Genomic DNA, 17,014 nt, shown 5'->3' with positions numbered 1-17,014 from the left:
CAGATCTTTTTGGTTGATTTTGCAGCATCGTGTATCCTGCAGGGTGATCAAGAATCAGAGGTGAGGGGATCGATACATGGCTGCAGGAGAACGACTCGAAACCATCAGGGCTCTGCTGACGAATGACGGGCAGGTTAGTGTCTCGGACTTGAGCCGGAGCATGTCGGTGACCGAGGAAACGATCAGACGCGACCTCGAGAAGCTTGAGGCTGAGGGATTTCTCATGCGCACCTATGGTGGAGCAGTGCTGAACGAGGCGCATAGGGCAGAGGATGTTCATTTTTATAGGAGAACTCGTCGCAATCTCGCTGAAAAGCGCGCGATCGCACTGAATGTCCTACCTATACTTCAGGGAAAGCATGCCATCGCAGCGGATGCGAGTTCGACGGTGTTGGAGACGATTCGACTGATCGGCAACCGTGAGGATGTCAGTTTGCTGACATACTCAGCAGCAGTATTCCATGAGCTCAACGATCCTGCGATCACTATCGTTTCACCGGGAGGTCAGTTCGATAAGAGCGGATTAGCCCTGTACGGACGTACGACTATTCGCGCAATCAGTCAATATCATGTCGATATACTGCTGCTCAGCTGCAAGAGCTTGAGCATCGATGGCGGATTGCGCGATTCACGCGAAAGCGAGGCCGAAACCAAGCGCGTCCTGATTGAGCGGGCGAAAGAGATCGCACTGCTTGCCGATCACTCGAAGTTCGATCAGAACGCTTTTGTTCCCTTGGCTGATCTGGATCGCATCGATTATCTGGTCACGGATTGCGAACCGTCAGACGACTGGAAACAGGCTTGTTGCGCCCGTGGAGTCAAATTGCTGTATTGACCCGGTCCATCGATCCGCGTTTCTCTCTGAAGCGGAGTCCGACGGACTGTTGGGTTTGCGTTCCCACACGAATCGTCTTTGGATTCAACGCGAGAGGAGATGCCATGCGAGCTAAGAATCGCCTATCTTTGATGGGGAGAATGGTCATAGCGCTTGCAGTTGGTTTCGCCGTGGGAATCGGATTTCTAGGTCTCAAGATGCGCATCGGTGCTGAATCACCCATCTGGAGGGAGGTATACCGGATCCTGTTCGCAAATATCGAGGCTGCCTCTGATGCGGACGGAATCGGCATCTTCTATATCGTCGGGCAGCTGTTCATGCATGCGCTCCAGCTTGGTATCATGCCCCTTGTCTTCATATCCCTCACTCTTGCGATGGAAGGTATCGAGGATAGAGCACGACTCGGAAGAATTGCGGGCAAGGCGATACTGAGTTTTCTCATCTTCTATGTGATCTGCGTTGTCCTCGCCTCGCTGATTGCCTATGTTGTGAAGTCTGCCGGGTTTTTCAACATCTCGCTGCCGATGAACGATCTTGGCGACTTGCAGAAGGTTGACGAGTACAATCCACTTGCCATCTTTATGGGAATCGTTCCAAGCAACCTATTTTCAGTGTTCTCTGACAACGGAGCGGTTCTGTCGGTGATTTTCGTCGCAGTCGTCACGGGGCTGTGCATGCACCGCATGCCCGATCAGACCAAACCGTTCAGGGATCTTCTCCGCAGCATCGATCGGATCGTCCTCACGTATCTGGATTTTCTGATCGATCGGGTATCGCCATGGGCGATATGCTTCATGATATCCCGGGCCTTCGCCACCTACGGCGTCGAGTACCTGTTACCTGCAGGTGCGTTCGTCATCACCGTGGTTCTCTCCGGTCCTGTGCTGCTGCTGAGCGTCTATCCGATCGCTATTTTCATGACGACTCATCTGAACCCGCTTCCCTTCATTCGAAAGACCGTGAAGACAGCCCTGCTCGCTGCGGCGACTCAGTCCTCAGCGGCAGTTCTTCCTGAAAACATGGCGTCTTGCGTAAAAGAGTTGGGATGCAGCAGCGAGTATTCTAGTTTCATTCTGCCGTGTGGTATGGCGATTCACATGAATGGGACCACGGTCATGCAGATCGTCGCCGTCACGTTCATAGCAACGGCTGCGGGTATCGATATTCAGCCCTATCAGATCGCGCTCGCGGCTGGATTGTCCATAATCATGGCGATCGCCACGCCACCCGTGCCAATGGCCGGTGTCACACTCGTGTTCGTGCTCATGAACGCGCTCGGGTTCACGACCGATCTGTGCTACATGGCCTATTCGCTTGTATTGGCTATCAATTTTCCGGCAAGCATGGCAGTGATGCCCATGAATGTCGTCGGCGATGCCGCAGTTGACATCATCGTCTGCAGCAAGGATGGCGAGCTGGATGAGGAGACCTATAACAGCCGGTCCCGTTGATATAGTGCATATTCGTTGGACGTTTTGTTCCGATGGCAGAACAAGAACAAAGTGCAATCATTGAAAGCCCGCTTGAGTTCACCCGAGTGCTCGGCTTTCTCACCGAAGAAGCGACAAAGCGCGAGCCGCGGATTCTGATGGTCGAGCATGCCCATATCAAAAGAATATCGTCCACCGAGACAGCCTGAAACATCAACTGCGCGCGTCGCGCCCTCGTCCCGGTTGTGCTACGATAGCGCACAACGCGATGACGGAGAGGGTCTGCGTCTCATATGCGTCCGGTCAAGAGAGGACGGGTCCCAGGCTGGAAGCCCATCCACCGACGGAGATGCTCGCGTTCACTCCCGAGCAGCGACCTGAACCCCCCGGTGCCTCAAAGCCGGGTTTCCAGTAGGGGAGCCGCGGATCCCGGCGACACAGGGCAAAAGGGGACCGCAGGACAGACAGCCTGCCGGTCAATCAAGGTGGTACCGCGGATATCAGCCGTCCTTGGGTATGCGAGAGCGCCCGAGGGCGGTTTTTCATGAAACGGGTGCGCGAGAGCGAACAGGGTCCGACGATACGGCGGGCGGACCGGAAAGGGGACGGGCATGGGTTTGATCGAGGATCTGGAAGGGCTCGAGCAGCGAGCGAGGCAGATGGTGGAGGATGCCTCCGACGCCGAAGCGCTCAGCGCCGCGCGCGTCGCGCTGCTCGGCCGCAAGGGCGAGATCACCGCTATCATGCATCTGATGGGAACCATAGACGCCTCGGAGCGCCCGGCCGTTGGCAAGCGCGCCAACGAGGTGCGCTCCGCGGTCGAGGCCATGATCGAGCGACGCGCCGCGCAGATGAAGCGCGAGGCGCTCGCTGCGACCGTGGAGCGCGAGGCGGTCGACATCACGCTGCCCGGGGCCCGTCCGCGCATCGGACATCGGCACCTCATCACGCAGATCGTCGAGGAGATCGAGGATCTGTTCTGCGCTCTGGGCTACACGGTCGAGCACGGCACCGAGGTAGAGACCAGCTACTACAACTTCACCGCGCTGAACGCCCCGATGGACCATCCCAGCCGATCGGCGCGCGACACGTTCTACATCCAAGACCAAGCGCCGGGCACGGTCGAGCATGCCGAGCGCCACGCGCACGGAGAGTCGGACATCCTGCTGCGCACGCAGACCTCCGGCGTGCAGATCCACACCATGGAGACGCAGCGGCCGCCGATCTACATGATATCTTCGGGCACCGTCTTTCGTCCCGATACGATCGACGCCTGCCACCTGCCCCAGTTCACTCAGATCGAGGGCCTGGTCGTTGACCGCGGCATCTCGTTCGCCGACCTCAAGGGCACGCTTGACCACTTCGCGCGCACCATGTTCGGCTCCGATCGACGCGTGCGCTACCGGCCGCATTTCTTCCCGTTCACCGAGCCGAGCACCGAGATGGATGTCTCGTGCAACGTCTGCGCGGGCGAGGGCTGCGCGTTCTGCAAGCACACGGGCTGGATCGAGATATTCGGCTGCGGCATGGTCGACCCCAACGTGCTGATCAACTGCGGCGTTGACCCGGAGGAGTACTCCGGTTTCGCCTTCGGCATCGGTGCGGAGCGCGTGGCGGCGCTTCGCTTCGATGTGCCGGGCCTGCGTCCGTTCGTGACGGGCGACATGCGCTTTCTCGAGCAGTTCTGATCCGGTTCGTTCGCGACACGAGAGGAGATATCGCACATGCGCGTATCCTATGCATGGCTGAAGACGATGGTCGATCTTCCGACCGACCCCTATGAGCTGGCTGAGCGTCTCAACCGAACCGGTACGGAGGTCGAGACGGTCGAGACGGTGGGAGAGAACCTCGAAAACGTGGTCACCGCCAGAGTGGTCACGAAGGTGCCCCATCCGGACTCCGACCACATGTGGGTCACCATGATCGATGTGGGCGCGGACGAGCCGATCCAGATCGTCTGCGGCGCCCAGAACTTCAACGAGGGCGATCACATCGTGACGGCGCTCATCGGCGCCGAGCTGCCCGGCGGCATCCGGATCAAGAAGAGCAAGCTGCGCGGCGTCGAGTCGCGCGGCATGAACTGCTCGGCGGCGGAGCTGGGTCTCGGAGCGGATCACGACGGCATCATGATCCTTCCGCCCGACGCTCCGGTCGGCGTGCCCTTCTCGCGCTATCGGGGCACCTCCGACACGGTGCTCGACTGCGAGATCACGCCGAACCGACCGGACTGCCTGTCCATGATCGGCATGGCCCGCGAGGTCGGCGCGGTGCTCGACCGCGAGCTGCGCATCGATGCGCCCTCGATCTCCCGGGAGGCCGGCCGACCGACCGCCGAGGAGATCGCGCTCGATATCGAGGGGGAAGGGTTGTGCTCGCGCTATGTGGCGCGCGTCATCCGGGGCGTCAGCGTCGGGCCCTCACCGGAGTGGATGGTCCAGCGGCTGGCCGCCGCCGGCGTGCGCTCGATCAACAACGTCGTCGACATCACGAACTACGTGATGATGCTCACCGGCCAGCCGCTGCACGCCTTCGACCTCGAAGCCTTTGCCGCCCATGACGGTCACCGGCAGATCAGCGTGCGCGCCGCGCGCCCCCGCGAGGTGTTCCGCACGCTCGACGGCCAGGACCGGACGCTGTCGGAGGGCATGGTGCTGATCACCGACGGCGAGCGACCGGTGGCGCTGGCCGGTGTCATGGGCGGCATGGATTCGGAGATCGAGAGCGACACGACCTCGGTGCTCGTGGAGAGCGCCTGCTTCGACGCCGCGCGCACCTCGCACACGAGCCGCGATCTCTCGCTCATCTCCGATGCGTCGATTCGCTTCGAGCGCCAGGTCGACGAGGCGGGCTGCCTGGACGTGGCGAACATCGCCTGCGCGCTCATCGAGCAGATCGCCGGCGGCACCGTCGCCCCCGGCTTTGTCGAGCACTACCCGGCTCCCAAGGTGCAGTCCGAGGTGGAGCTGCGGATCGCGCGGCTGCGAAAGATCGTGGGCGCGCCGATCGAGGCGGCCTTCGCCGAGCACGCTCTCATCCGGCTGGGCTGCGAGCTGATCGGGAGCGCAGACGCCGCGGAGCACGTCGGCCGCATCGCCGCGGAGGCCGCCGGCCCCGCAGCCGAGGGAGCCGACCGGCCGCTTCGCTTCAAGATCCCCACGTTTCGGCCGGATCTGACCCGCGAGATCGATCTCATCGAGGAGGTTTTGCGGCTGTGGGGCACCGAGCGCGTGCCGTCGAGGATCCCCGCCGCTGAAAATCACATCGGCGGCCTCACGCGCGAGCAGCGCACGCGCCGACGCGTCGGCTCGATCCTGCGCGCCTGCGGCCTGAGCGAGACCCGCTCGCTGTCCTTCGCGGCTCCGGATGATCTCGCGCGGATCGGCATGAGCACGGCGGGACGCGGGCTTCCGGTCGTGCTCATGAATCCGCTCGTTCACGACCAGACCGAGATGCGCCGATCGCTTCTGCCGAGCCTGCTGCACCAGGTCGCCTACAACCTCGCCCACGGCACGGCCGATGTCGCGCTCTATGAGACGGGTACGCTGTTCTTCGGTCGGGAGTCGGCGAGCCTGCCGCGCGAGCGCGCCTCGGTCGCGGGCGTCCTCACCGGCGCGTCAGGTTACGACAGCTGGCTCGACCATCCGAAGCCGGCGCGCTTCTTCGATGGCAAGGGCGTCGTCGAGGAGCTGCTCGCCCAGCTTCGGATCGAGAAGGTTCGCTTCCGCGTTCCGGAGGGCGACACCGCCGCTCATCTGCAGTCGGGACGGGCCGCAGAGGTGCTCTCGGGCGGCGCGGTGCTCGGCTGGGTCGGCGAGATCAGCCCGGTCGCGCTCGAGGCGCTCGACATCGATCAGCCGGTCGTGGCCTTCGAGCTCAATCTCGACGCGCTCGTCGACGGCGCGCGCGACGCAGGCTCCTTTCGCGCCCATTCGAGCTATCCGGCGGTCGAAGTTGACCTTGCCATCGTGGTCGATGAGAACGTGAGCTGCGAGGATCTTGAGCGGAGGCTCATGTCGGCGGGCGGCAGGCTGCTGCGCGGCATCCGGCTGTTCGACGTGTACCGCGACGAGGCGCGCGTCGGCGCCGGGCGAAAGTCCATGGCGTTCTCGCTGACCTATCAGGCCGATGACCACACGCTCACCTCGCAGGAGGTCGACAAGGCGCATCAGCGCCTCGTCAAGAAGGTCACGGCGTCGACCGGCGGCGAGGTCCGCTCGTAACGCGACCTTGAGTGGGCCCGCTGAAAGCAGAGGAGGCTGTCTTGCCGAGCTGGAACATACATATCGCCCAGACGGAGCGGCTGCTCGCGCGCGGCGGAGCGGTGGCCCGCGCCGTGCGCGCCGTCGACGCGTTCCTCTTCGGCAACGTGGTGCCCGACATCTTCGTCGGCTATATGGTGCCCGACATCGCCCATCCGATCGCCTACCACGAGACGCATCTGACCGATTCCGAACCGATCCCGCGCCCGCGCGAACGGGAGTTCTGGGACGAATACGTTGTGTCACAGCTCGTCCGCGCCCGCGCGGAGGAAGGGGCTGGAGCACTCGACGAGGTCTGTCCTGAGACCTCTGCAGCGGTTCGCTGCGAAACGCCGCCTGAAGCCCGCGTCGAGCTCGATCTGTGCCTCGGCGCCTGGACCCATCTGCTCGCCGACAACCTGTGGAACACCGAGGTGCGCTCTTTTCTGTTCTCCCATGGCGGTGTGCCCGGCGAGCAGTTTCGCATCAAGAAGCAGGGCGATTTCGACTGGTTCGGCAAGACGCTCCAGATCAGCGCGGTGCCGCGTGCGACGCCGGCTCTGTACGCGGCGGCTGCGGCGTTTCCGCAGTATCCGATCGATCATGCGAGCGTGGAGGCGACGATCGCGGTCATGGCCGAGGTCGTGCGCGCGAACGGCGGCGTCGCCGAGCACCCACCTTATCTGCTGCTCAATGACGACTTCTTCGAAGAGACCCTCGAGAAGGTCCTCGATGAGACCGATCGGATCCTCGCCAGCCGGCTGGAGCGGACCGGCTGAAAGCGCTCTTGCGCTCGCGTGTCGCTCGAGATGAAGGCTCCGCAGACCCTCCTCACAGGTCAGCTCTCGGCGATCGCGCGCTTGCGCGCGGACAGACGTCTCGATGCAAACGGAGACGTTGAAATCGGAGGTGGGGTCGCATGAGCAGGTGCGCGCCCTTATGGGAGCGAGTTACAACAGGACAGCGGATCGAAACTTAAACTGGACGTTGCCGAAATTCGCAAGGTGCCAGCATGCGCTTCACACGCGCAGGCGTCGCAAGGCGCGACTTCTGCGGTGATCCACCCGGCGCGTGACACCGGTCTTCGGACGAGGGCAGCCGTGTCGACGATCGGGCGACATCGGCGCTTGCCGTTCACGGGATACTCGAAGATATTAGATGAATATAATACACATCTATATTAGAATAATATCTAATATCTGATCCTGCGAAACCGAGGAGTGACCATGCTGGGGCTTTTCCGCCGGTGCAAGCTGCTTTTCACACTCAATATCTTCATGGGGGTCGCGGTGGCGGCGCTCACGGTCGCTGCGGCAACCATTCTGGAGCTCGTCCTCAACGCCGTCATCGATGCGGATTCGGAGCGATTCGGTGTCATGCTGCGGGTCGCGTTGGGTTATCTGGTCATCATGGCTGCGGTGTCGATCTGCGCGGCGATCGTCGAGAAGCAGGTCGTCATCACAGCGATAAGAAATCTTAGAACAACTGTTCAACAGGGCATACTGTCCCGTGACAACGAGCATTTCGGTTGCCTTGGGACGGCGGACTACCTGTCCGCGCTCACCAACGATATGAAAATCGTCGAAGAGAACATCGTCGTGCCGCTGCTGAAGTCGATTCAATATGCGCTCATCTTCCTGATGGCGGCCGTGGCCCTGTTCTTCTACAGCGCGCTCATCGGCGCGATCATGCTGGGCGGCCTGGTCTTGATGTACCTGCTGCCCTCCTGTGTGGGCGGCTTGATAGGAAAGCGGCAGGAGGCGTATTCGACGGAATGCGCACGCTACACATCAATTGTGAAGGATCGTCTGTCAGGTTATGGCGTTCTGCGCGCATGCCGTCTCATCGAACGGGCGAGCTGCGAGCTCGCGACCCGAAGCGATGCGGTGGCGAGCAAAAAGTTCGCCGCTGATCGGCTGCTGGCGCTCAGCGAGGGTCTCGCCGGCGTCATGGGCGCGGTTCTCCAAATCGCTACGATGCTGGTGACAGGTGTTCTCGTGCTGCGCGGAGAGATGCTCGCCGGCACGTTGCTGGCCATCTTGCAGCTATCCGGTGCATTCGTGCAGCCCGTTGCCATCATCATGCAAAGTCTGCCGATGATATGCGCCGGCGCGCCGGTCCTCTCCCGGTTGAGAGTCCTGGGACGTCCGGCGCCATCTGGCTTCAGCGGGAACCGCGTCCCGCGGTTCGAGCAGGAGATCATCTTCGATAGCGTCAGCTTTGGCTACGCGGCAGAACGGCCGGTGCTATCGGGTTTGAGCGCGACGCTGAAAAAGGGGGAAAGCTACGTGCTCGTCGGCGAGAGCGGGTGCGGGAAGACCACGCTGGTTCGGCTGCTCGCCGCCGAGCGCAGCGATTACGCGGGTGCGATTCGAATCGATGGCTGCGAGCTGCACAAGCTCGACGTCGATCGAGTGCTGGAGATGGTTTCGACCGTACAGCAGGATGCGTACCTGTTCGACGAAACCCTCGAGTACAACATCTCCCTCGGACGATCCTACTCACGGGAGCGGTGGGCGCGCGCCTTGACCATCAGCGGTGTCGACAGGTTTATCGCCCGAATCGGGCAGGGGCTTTCCACACAGGTCGGTGAGCTCGGTGCGCGCCTGTCAGGGGGTCAGCGTCAGCGCATCGCGGTCGCCCGGGCGATCATCGACGAAAAGCCGCTGCTCATCCTCGACGAGGGCACGAACGCGGTGGACGCCCGCACCGCCTGCGACATCGAGTCCGCCCTGCTGAAGATCGACGATCTGACCCTGATAACCATCACCCACGATCTCAGACCCGAGCTGCTGCGCCGATACGATACGGTACTCTTTATGAAGCACGGTCGGATCGAGGAGATCGGCTCCTACGATGCGCTCATCGCGAAACAAGGCGGCTTCGCCTCATTTCAGAGTCTGCGCGCATCCAACGATAACCCGACGCGAGACAACGCAAGGTAGGCCCGCCATGAAGCTACAATTGGACCCAGCTGTCGAGACGTTCTTTCTGCTCGCTGATGCGGACTGGGGGAAGAGGCAGAAAAAGAGAGCGATCGAGCAGCTCGATGCCCTCGGCATCGACGGGGCCGCCTGCTATGCCGCGCAGTTTCATCTGATCGAGCGCTATTTCTCAGCTTTTGCCGCCTGCATGGTCAAAGACGCCGGGAGCTCCTATATTGCGGACCTGAGCGATCAGGCGGCATTGCTGTTCGTATCGCTGCTCGTCTCCCATCCGGCTTGGCTGCGCGATTTCGAAGCTCTGCCCGAGGAAGAGGTGATCAACGAGGTCCGCAGCGGGATCTCGGCGATCATGGGGACCGGTGCCGATTTCATCGCCGCGCTTGAGACGAGCGGTCTTTCCGATCGCGCGCGCTGGCAGCTCTCCGTTCTGTGGCAGCAGCCCAAACCGAGAATCGCTCTGGTCATACGGGCGATCGCAGCCAATATCCCCGCCTTTAACCAGGCGCGTCGAAAGATCGAGCCCGAGATGGCCTCCGTCCTCAGCCAGCTTGGGGACCAGCTGCGGGACGATAAGCTCTCTCCGATGGTCGACCAGGCGGTGTCGCTTTACCCCCATGCACGGATCACACCGTCGCTCGCTGCCCCTCTGCTGGTCATGGCCATCGGAGATACCTGCGTTCTCGGACTTCTGCTCAATCGCGTCTTTACCGGTCGGACGGATGGCCTCGCTGATATCGAAGCCGTCCGTGTCTCCAAGGCCCTGAGTGATGCGAACAGGGTCGCCATCCTGCATATATTGAAGGGTAATCGACTCTACGGCGTCGAACTCGCCCGCAAAATCGGCCTCACGCCAGCCACCACGTCCTACCATATGAACATGTTGGTCTCCGCCGGCTTGGTCGAGGTCGCGAGGCAGGACGCGAGGATGTTCTACCGGCTGAGCGCCAACGGCATCGAGCGGTATCGCGCATGGCTCGAAACGTTGCTGTCGCGGAGGTGAGCTCGCTCGGCGCGCGTCGCGTCCTGGGCGCTTCGCAGCAAAAAAAGGCACCGGGCATGTCGCCCGGTGCCTGCAAGCATGACGCCGGCTCTTTACGCGGCGGCGGCGTTTCCGCAGTATCCGATCGATCATGCGAGCGTGGAGGCGACGATCGCGGTCATGGCCGAGGTCGTGCGCGCGAACGGCGGCGTCGCCGAGCACCCACCTTATCTGCTGCTCAATGACGACTTCTTCGAAGAGACCCTCGAGATGGTCCTCGATGAGACCGATCGGATCCTCGCCAGCCGGCTGGAGCAGACCGGCTGAAGGCGCTTTTGCGCTCGCGTGTCGCTTGAGATGAAGGCTCTGCAGACCCTCCTCATCCGTCAGCTCTCGGCGATCGCGCGCTTGCGCGCGGGCAGACGTCTCGATGCGGACGGACCCTTTGAAATCGGAGGTGGGGTCGCATGAGCAGGTGCGCGCCTTTATGGAGGCAGACTGAACTAGCTATACTGATATCCAATGCACTGCAGTTCGAGTAGGGGCGCGTCTCGGGAAGGCGGATCGAGTGATCGAGGTCAAGGGGGTGTCAAAGCACTATCGGAAATGTACAGCGCTCGATGATGTGACATTCAACATCGGACGCGGCCACATCACCGGCCTGCTCGGTGAGAACGGAGCTGGCAAGTCCACGATGCTGAGAGTTCTCGCCGGAACGCTCAGATCCGATTCCGGCACGGTCCGAATCAACGAGGCAACGACGGCTGAGCGGCAACGCCGAATCCAGACGACCCTTTTGCTCGCAGGTGAAGCCGGACTCTACGAAGAGCTCACGGCATTCGAGAACATTCTGTATTTTGCCAGGTTGCGCGCGCTCGACCTGCGCGTCGCCAGACAGAGGATTCGCATGCTCTCCGAGCGCTTCGATATGGACGGTTTTCTGGACCGTCGGGTCTCGGAGCTTTCCTGCGGCATGCGTCAGAAGACCGCTATCGTGCGGGCGCTCATTCACGATCCGGACATCATCATGCTCGACGAGCCGGAGTCCGGTCTCGATTTCGTCGCGTCGAGCACGATGAATGAATTTCTTCGCGAAAGCGTGAAATGGGGCAGGATCGTGATCATCTCGAGCCACTCCGCCGGTGAGATCCTGGATCTTTGCGATCAGGTGGTCGTTCTCAAGCAGGGCCGGGTCGTCACGTGCGAGGATCTGCGGACGCTCACGCGGGGCAAGTCGCTGTCTGAGGCGTTCGCGACGGTGAGGAGTCTGGTGACGAGGCGATGAGGCTGCGGGTTATCGTCGCTATCGCGCGCAAGGAACTGCGATGCTTCTGCGCGAGCAGGCGGACAGTCATAAACACCCTTGTGGTCTCGCTTGTTTTGGTTCCCGGGCTTCTCATGTTCAGTTCATGGGCGATGACGAGCCGGCACGCGGCCGGAGGGCCGAAGACCGTCGGCGCGGCGACCGAGCAGCTCGTCGAGTCGCTCGGTCACGTCGATCAGGTGAGCGCCGTCCTTGTCACCGGGCGGGACTCCGCTGAGGAGATGCTCAGGAAAGGCGAGATCGATGCCTATGTGGAGCAGCCGGAGGCAGGTGGCTACGCGATCTCCTACTCGAGTTCCACATCCTCATCCCTGGATGCCGCCTCCGCATTCAGGCAGATGCTCGAGGAGTCGCTCGGCGCCCGGAAAGGCAGGGTCTCGCTCACCGATGTGTCAAAGGATGGTGTCGGCGATCTTTTGGCCTGCACCCTCATCCCGGCTGGCCTCATGGTCGTGTGCAGCATGTCGGCTGGCTCGCTCGCGATCGCCGCCACGGTCCGCGAACGGGAGGCGGGCACCTTCGAGCCGCTGGTCTCGACGGGTATCTCGCGTTTTGAGATGGTTGCCGGCAAAATGGTCGCCGTTCTGCTCGGAGCATGCGCGTCGATGGCGCTCGGCTTGGGCGGCACCCTTGCCTACATCGCGATTCGCATGCCAGACTCCCATATCATCACCGGCGAGACGCTCGTCGTGGTCGCGCAGACGAGTGTGATCGCTTCCGCGCTGTTCTCATTCGTGTTCGTCGCGGCAGGCATGATCTCGCGCACCGTTCGCGAGGCGCAGAGCTATACCGGTATCATCACGACGCTGGCGATGGTCCCTTCGATCTTTTTGTCCACCGCCAAGGTGGGTGCCGCCGTCCGTTTCTGGCCGGTCCCGCTGCTCGACATAACCGCGGTCATGCGCGATGCGCTCTATGGCGTTATCTCGTATAGAGCGCTCGCGTTGTCGGGACTCGTGTGCCTGCTGCTCGGCGTGGCGGCCTGCGCGATCTCGATCGCCGGGGCGACAGTGGAGCAGCGGCGCCCATCGAGGTCGCAACATCACAGATGACGCACGTCGTGCCATATCCGGGCACATCTGAGCGGATCTCAGGCCAGCGTGATGTTGTGCAGCGTGTATCGCTTGCCGACGTTGCGCGATATCGAGTACTCGAAGGGGACTCCGCTGTCCAGATATCCCACCTGCTCGAACTCGAGCAGCGGCTCATTGCATGCGATCCCGAGCCGCTCGGCCTCGATCTGGTCTGCCGGCACGGCACGGATCGCTCGGTGGAAGCTCGCGATCTTGAGTCCCAGGCCCTGTTGGAGATAGCGATAGACCGATGCGCAGACATGCCTGCGTTTCAGGCCGGGGATGAGGTCCAGCGGCATATGCGTGTACTCGATAGTGATCGGAACGTTGTTCACCAGTCGCGTACGGCAGTGGTAGTAGGTGAAGTCGTCATTCGCGATAGCCAGGTGGCGAGCGATCTCGGGTGAAGGGATCACGATATCGAATGCGTATACCATCGAGGACACCTTCTCGGCGGGGTCGGCGTGCTCAGCCGTGAAGCCCTGAGCGCGGTCGTTGACGCCGACCGAGAGCGGATCGTCAACCAAGCCCGTGCTGTTCTTCACGTAGCTGCCCGAACCGCGTCGCGTCGTGACCAGTCCGGCTTCGGTCAGCCAATCCATGGCGCGCTTCACCGTGATCTTGCTCACCGCGTAGATCTCGCACAGCTCCACCACGGTCGGGAGCCGCTCATTGGGTCTGAGGGAGCCGTCCTCGATACTGCTTTGGATGTCGCGCGCGATCGCCTCGTATTTGAGCATGGCCGTCCTCCCCGATCCTCGATCGCATCTTATCGGTGCCAGAGACAAGTATAATCTTGTCGATCATCAATATCTTCGCAGATGGAATAGTCTATTCAAAAACAGTGATGATATAGAATAAAAGTGCTATGAATAAAAAAGTATAGCGCTATAATTTAACAACGATGCGAAATGCGGATCGATTCGAACCAAGCCAACTCGATCGTCGCTCGATCAGAGTGGCACCGGAAAGGGGCATGCATGAGGCACTATACGCTACCAGAGGACTTCTTCTTCGGCGCGGCGATGTCGGGTCCGCAGACGGAAGGGGCCTGGCGTATCGGCGGCAAGCTCGAGAACATGTGGGACACCTGGTCAAATGAGTCCATAGACGCGTTTCACAATCGCGTGGGCTCATATGTGGGAAATGATTTCATGGCGCGCTACCGGGGAGATCTTGACATCATGGCCGATCTCGGCCTCACCTCGTTTCGCACATCCATTCAATGGAGCCGCCTGCTGGATGCCAACGGCGAGCTGAATCCGCAGGGCGCGGCATGGTACCACCGACTCTTCGCCGCGGCCGCCGATCGCGGACTCGAGGTCTTCGTGAACCTCTACCATTTCGATATGCCGACATATCTGTTCCGTCGCGGCGGTTGGGAGAGTCGCGAGGTCGTCGAAGCCTATGCGAGATATGCGCAGATCGCATTTCGCGAGTTCGGTGATGAGATTCGCACATGGTTCACGTTCAACGAGCCCATCGTCGAGCCCGAGCAGCGCTATATGACCGGCGTCTGGTATCCTCAGCTCCATGATTTCAGCCGGTCGCTGACGGTGCGCTACAACATCTCGATCGCGCACTGCCTGGCGACCGAGCGCTTTCGTCAGGCTCAGGCGAAAGGCGAGATGCGCGACGACGCCCGCATCGGCCTCATCAACTGCTTCAGCCCGTCCTACACGAAGGATGATCCATCTGAGGCAGATCTCGAGGCCGTTCGGATGAACGACGGGTTGAACAACAGGTGGTGGCTCGACATCGTGCGCGATGGCACGCTGCCCGCAGATGTCATCGAGACGCTCGAGCAACGCGGGCAACGGCTCCCGCACCGTCCCGGCGATGCGCAGATTCTTCAGTTGGGACCAGTCGATTGGCTCGGCTGCAACTACTACCAGCCCTCGCGCGTGCAGGCACCCGACGCGCCGACGGACTCATATGGAAACCCCCGGTTCGCGGATGCCTATGTCTGGCCTGAGGCGCGCATGAACACCTCGCGCGGCTGGGAGATCTATCCGAAGGGCATCTATGACTTCGGCATGAAATGCAAGCGGGACTATCCCGGTCTCGAGTTCTTCATCTCCGAGAACGGCATCGGCATCGAGGGGGAGGGTCGCGAGCGCGGTGGGGACGGTCGCATCGAGGATTCCTATCGCGTGGAGTTCGTGCGCGACCATCTCGCATGGATCGCCCGTGCCATCGATGAGGGCGCGGCCTGCCGCGGTTACCACTACTGGGCGCTGATCGACAACTGGTCTTGGGCGAACGCCTTCAAGAACCGCTATGGATTTATCGAGGTGGATCTCACGCAGGGCTACGCACGCCGGGCCAAGCGCTCGGCAGATTGGCTGAAAGAGGTGGTCGCCACGCATATCGTCCGCTAGGAATCGTTGTCAACTCGAGTCGATTGGAGTGAGGGCAATGGCAGACGCCACTGGCTATCTCGACAGATTCGCGGACGTGTCCGCGCGGATCGGAAATCAGGTTCATCTGCGATCGCTGCGTGACGGCTTCGCCACCATCATGCCGCTGTTCATCCTCGCAGGTGTCGCGGCGCTGTTCAACAACGTCGTATTCACATGGATCTGGGGCCCGAGCGGTCTGATGCCGAGCGCCGATGTGCTCGGTTGGGCTCAGTACTGGGGCGGTGCCCTCTCGAACGGCACGCTCAACATCTCGGCGATCCTGTTGTGCGGCATGATCGGCTACTGTTTGGCGCAGAACAAGCGCTTCGACAACCCCATCGCCTGTGTCGTCATCGCCGTGTCGGCGCTCGCCGTGCTCATGCCGCAGACCGTTGCCGCAGCGGTCGCTCCGGCTTCGCAGCTGTTCGAGGAGGGCAAGAGCATAACAACGCCCGTGTCGGGCGCCTTCACCACCGGCTATACCGGCACAGCGGGGCTCTTCTCCGCCATCATCGTCGGTCTGCTCGCAACGACGGTGTTCATCAAGATATCCGGTGTCGACAGGCTGCGCATCAAGATGCCCGAGGGCGTGCCGCCGGCGGTCGGCAAGTCCTTCGACGTGCTCATTCCGATGATTCTGTCCTTGGGTGCCTTCGGTCTGGTGGCCATGATCCTGTTCGCCATACCGGCCCATACCGATCTGACGGCTATCATCAACGAGTTCATCCAGACACCGCTGCGTGCGCTCACGACCAACGTCTGGGGTCTGGTGATCATCTACTCGATCGGCACGTTTCTGTTCACGCTCGGAATCCATCAGACAACGATCAACGGCGTGCTCGTCGAGCCGATCCTGACGATCGTGCTTCTGAACAACACCGCGCTGTACAACGCCGGCAAGGCCATCCCGATGGCGAACTTCATGAACATGGATATCATCAACGTGTTCGCGCTCATGGGAGGGTCGGGTTGCACGCTCGCGCTCCTTATCGCGACGTTCATCATGGGTCGGTATCGGCCCAGCAAAGAGGTCGCCAAGATGGCGGTCCTGCCCGGACTGTTCAACATCAACGAGCCCGTCATCTACGGCTATCCGATCGTGTTCAACATCCCGCTCATGATCCCGTTCGTGCTGAACACCGCGCTCGGCATCGTCATCTCCTATTTCGCCACGGTCATCGGTCTCATCAGTCCTTGCGTGATCCAGGTCCCCTGGACGTGTCCGATCGTGTTCTCCGGCGCGCTCGCCACCGGAGGCGATCTGCGCGCTTCGGTGCTGCAGGTGCTGCTTTTGGCCCTCTATACGGTTATCTACCTGCCGTTCATGAAGGCAAGCGAAAAGAGTCTCCAGAAGCAGGCCGAGCTTGCGGAGCAAGCTGAGCAAGGCTAGCATGACAGATAACATCTGCGGCCGCGTGCGCGCGACGTTGCGGCGCGCCGGCCGCGTGGGTTTTCCCGACTGATTGGAGCGGATCATGAAGAAGATTCTACTGTGCTGCAATGCGGGCATGTCAACGAGTCTGCTCGTTCAGAAGATGCAGAAGGAGGCCGCCTCGCGCGATCTCGATGTCGATATCGAGGCGCGCCCGCTCAACGAGGCGATGGACCATGTGGATGAAGCGGCCATCATTCTTCTGGGGCCCCAGATCGGCTACACCAAAGCCGACTTCGAGCGCGCCGTCGAGGGTCGCGACATCCCCGTCGAGGTCATCCCGATGATCGAATACGGACGCATGAATGCGGCGAAGATTCTGGACGATGTCCAAGCGAAGATCGGATAGGTGAGCT

Annotated in this window: 15 protein-coding genes; 14 read left to right on the top strand and 1 reads right to left on the bottom strand. The window is 61.4% G+C overall.

What is annotated here, in order from left to right; all coding sequences use genetic code 11:
• Positions 1-76 precede the first annotated feature (76 nt).
• From CORGL_RS07665 to CORGL_RS07620, 11 genes are all read left to right on the top strand, one after another.
• Positions 77-835 (top strand): DeoR/GlpR family DNA-binding transcription regulator, encoded by a 759-nt coding sequence (locus CORGL_RS07665; RefSeq protein ID WP_013709331.1) that lies wholly within the window; start codon positions 77-79, stop codon positions 833-835.
• Between the two features lie 104 nt (positions 836-939).
• A complete protein-coding gene (locus CORGL_RS07660) occupies positions 940-2,286 on the top strand; it encodes a dicarboxylate/amino acid:cation symporter (RefSeq protein WP_013709330.1) in 1,347 nt (448 codons plus the stop codon).
• Between the two features lie 32 nt (positions 2,287-2,318).
• Complete coding sequence (locus CORGL_RS09845; protein WP_156789825.1) at positions 2,319-2,474, top strand: hypothetical protein; 156 nt, start codon at positions 2,319-2,321, stop codon at positions 2,472-2,474.
• A 402-nt stretch (positions 2,475-2,876) separates the two neighbouring features.
• Complete coding sequence (gene pheS, locus CORGL_RS07655; protein WP_013709329.1) at positions 2,877-3,953, top strand: phenylalanine--tRNA ligase subunit alpha; 1,077 nt, start codon at positions 2,877-2,879, stop codon at positions 3,951-3,953.
• A 36-nt stretch (positions 3,954-3,989) separates the two neighbouring features.
• On the top strand, positions 3,990-6,485 hold the full coding sequence (pheT, locus tag CORGL_RS07650; RefSeq protein ID WP_013709328.1) for a phenylalanine--tRNA ligase subunit beta: 2,496 nt from the start codon (positions 3,990-3,992) through the stop codon (positions 6,483-6,485).
• A gap of 41 nt (positions 6,486-6,526) precedes the next feature.
• The gene (locus CORGL_RS07645; RefSeq protein ID WP_013709327.1) at positions 6,527-7,282 is read left to right on the top strand and encodes a hypothetical protein; all 756 of its coding nucleotides are present in this window, start codon (positions 6,527-6,529) and stop codon (positions 7,280-7,282) included.
• 447 nt (positions 7,283-7,729) lie between these two features.
• The gene (locus CORGL_RS07640) at positions 7,730-9,448 is read left to right on the top strand and encodes an ABC transporter ATP-binding protein (RefSeq protein ID WP_013709326.1); all 1,719 of its coding nucleotides are present in this window, start codon (positions 7,730-7,732) and stop codon (positions 9,446-9,448) included.
• Positions 9,449-9,455: 7 nt separating this feature from the next.
• On the top strand, positions 9,456-10,448 hold the full coding sequence (locus tag CORGL_RS07635; RefSeq protein WP_013709325.1) for an ArsR/SmtB family transcription factor: 993 nt from the start codon (positions 9,456-9,458) through the stop codon (positions 10,446-10,448).
• A gap of 66 nt (positions 10,449-10,514) precedes the next feature.
• Positions 10,515-10,754 carry a hypothetical protein gene (locus CORGL_RS07630; RefSeq protein WP_216476083.1) on the top strand — a complete coding sequence of 80 codons (240 nt, stop codon included), beginning with the start codon at positions 10,515-10,517 and terminating at the stop codon, positions 10,752-10,754.
• A gap of 241 nt (positions 10,755-10,995) precedes the next feature.
• Complete coding sequence (locus tag CORGL_RS07625) at positions 10,996-11,712, top strand: ABC transporter ATP-binding protein (RefSeq protein WP_013709324.1); 717 nt, start codon at positions 10,996-10,998, stop codon at positions 11,710-11,712.
• The gene (locus CORGL_RS07620) at positions 11,709-12,803 is read left to right on the top strand and encodes an ABC transporter permease (RefSeq protein ID WP_013709323.1); all 1,095 of its coding nucleotides are present in this window, start codon (positions 11,709-11,711) and stop codon (positions 12,801-12,803) included. The genes CORGL_RS07625 and CORGL_RS07620 overlap by 4 nt, the downstream gene beginning before the upstream one ends.
• 38 nt (positions 12,804-12,841) lie before the next feature.
• On the opposite strand, the gene CORGL_RS07615 is transcribed toward CORGL_RS07620, so the two are convergent.
• The gene (locus tag CORGL_RS07615; protein ID WP_013709322.1) at positions 12,842-13,564 is read right to left on the bottom strand and encodes a GntR family transcriptional regulator; all 723 of its coding nucleotides are present in this window, start codon (positions 13,562-13,564) and stop codon (positions 12,842-12,844) included.
• Positions 13,565-13,804: 240 nt separating this feature from the next.
• On the opposite strand from CORGL_RS07615, the gene CORGL_RS07610 reads away from it, so the two are divergent.
• The 3 genes from CORGL_RS07610 (at position 13,805) to CORGL_RS07600 (ending at position 17,007) form a co-directional block, all read left to right on the top strand.
• On the top strand, positions 13,805-15,205 hold the full coding sequence (locus tag CORGL_RS07610) for a glycoside hydrolase family 1 protein (protein ID WP_013709321.1): 1,401 nt from the start codon (positions 13,805-13,807) through the stop codon (positions 15,203-15,205).
• Between the two features lie 37 nt (positions 15,206-15,242).
• On the top strand, positions 15,243-16,616 hold the full coding sequence (locus CORGL_RS07605; RefSeq protein WP_013709320.1) for a PTS sugar transporter subunit IIC: 1,374 nt from the start codon (positions 15,243-15,245) through the stop codon (positions 16,614-16,616).
• A gap of 85 nt (positions 16,617-16,701) precedes the next feature.
• Positions 16,702-17,007 carry a PTS sugar transporter subunit IIB gene (locus CORGL_RS07600; protein ID WP_013709319.1) on the top strand — a complete coding sequence of 102 codons (306 nt, stop codon included), beginning with the start codon at positions 16,702-16,704 and terminating at the stop codon, positions 17,005-17,007.
• Positions 17,008-17,014: the final 7 nt, after the last annotated feature.

It is taken from the genome of Coriobacterium glomerans PW2, from assembly GCF_000195315.1.
GTDB classification, from domain to species: Bacteria; Actinomycetota; Coriobacteriia; order Coriobacteriales; family Coriobacteriaceae; genus Coriobacterium; species Coriobacterium glomerans.
The sequence above is the reverse complement of the archived record's forward strand: the minus strand, read 5'-3'. Positions and strand labels throughout refer to the sequence as shown.

Excerpts from the sequence above, each read along its gene's own strand:
- CORGL_RS07665 (WP_013709331.1), top strand. The coding sequence starts at position 77 with ATGGCTGCAGGAGAACGACTCGAAACCATCAGGGCTCTGCTGACGAAT.
- CORGL_RS07600 (WP_013709319.1), top strand. The coding sequence starts at position 16,702 with ATGAAGAAGATTCTACTGTGCTGCAATGCGGGCATGTCAACGAGTCTG.
- CORGL_RS07605 (WP_013709320.1), top strand. The coding sequence starts at position 15,243 with ATGGCAGACGCCACTGGCTATCTCGACAGATTCGCGGACGTGTCCGCG.
- pheT (WP_013709328.1), top strand. The coding sequence starts at position 3,990 with ATGCGCGTATCCTATGCATGGCTGAAGACGATGGTCGATCTTCCGACC.
- CORGL_RS09845 (WP_156789825.1), top strand. The coding sequence starts at position 2,319 with ATGGCAGAACAAGAACAAAGTGCAATCATTGAAAGCCCGCTTGAGTTC.
- pheS (WP_013709329.1), top strand. The coding sequence starts at position 2,877 with ATGGGTTTGATCGAGGATCTGGAAGGGCTCGAGCAGCGAGCGAGGCAG.
- CORGL_RS07615 (WP_013709322.1), bottom strand. The coding sequence starts at position 13,564 with ATGCTCAAATACGAGGCGATCGCGCGCGACATCCAAAGCAGTATCGAG.
- CORGL_RS07635 (WP_013709325.1), top strand. The coding sequence starts at position 9,456 with ATGAAGCTACAATTGGACCCAGCTGTCGAGACGTTCTTTCTGCTCGCT.
- CORGL_RS07620 (WP_013709323.1), top strand. The coding sequence starts at position 11,709 with ATGAGGCTGCGGGTTATCGTCGCTATCGCGCGCAAGGAACTGCGATGC.
- CORGL_RS07610 (WP_013709321.1), top strand. The coding sequence starts at position 13,805 with ATGAGGCACTATACGCTACCAGAGGACTTCTTCTTCGGCGCGGCGATG.
- CORGL_RS07660 (WP_013709330.1), top strand. The coding sequence starts at position 940 with ATGCGAGCTAAGAATCGCCTATCTTTGATGGGGAGAATGGTCATAGCG.
- CORGL_RS07640 (WP_013709326.1), top strand. The coding sequence starts at position 7,730 with ATGCTGGGGCTTTTCCGCCGGTGCAAGCTGCTTTTCACACTCAATATC.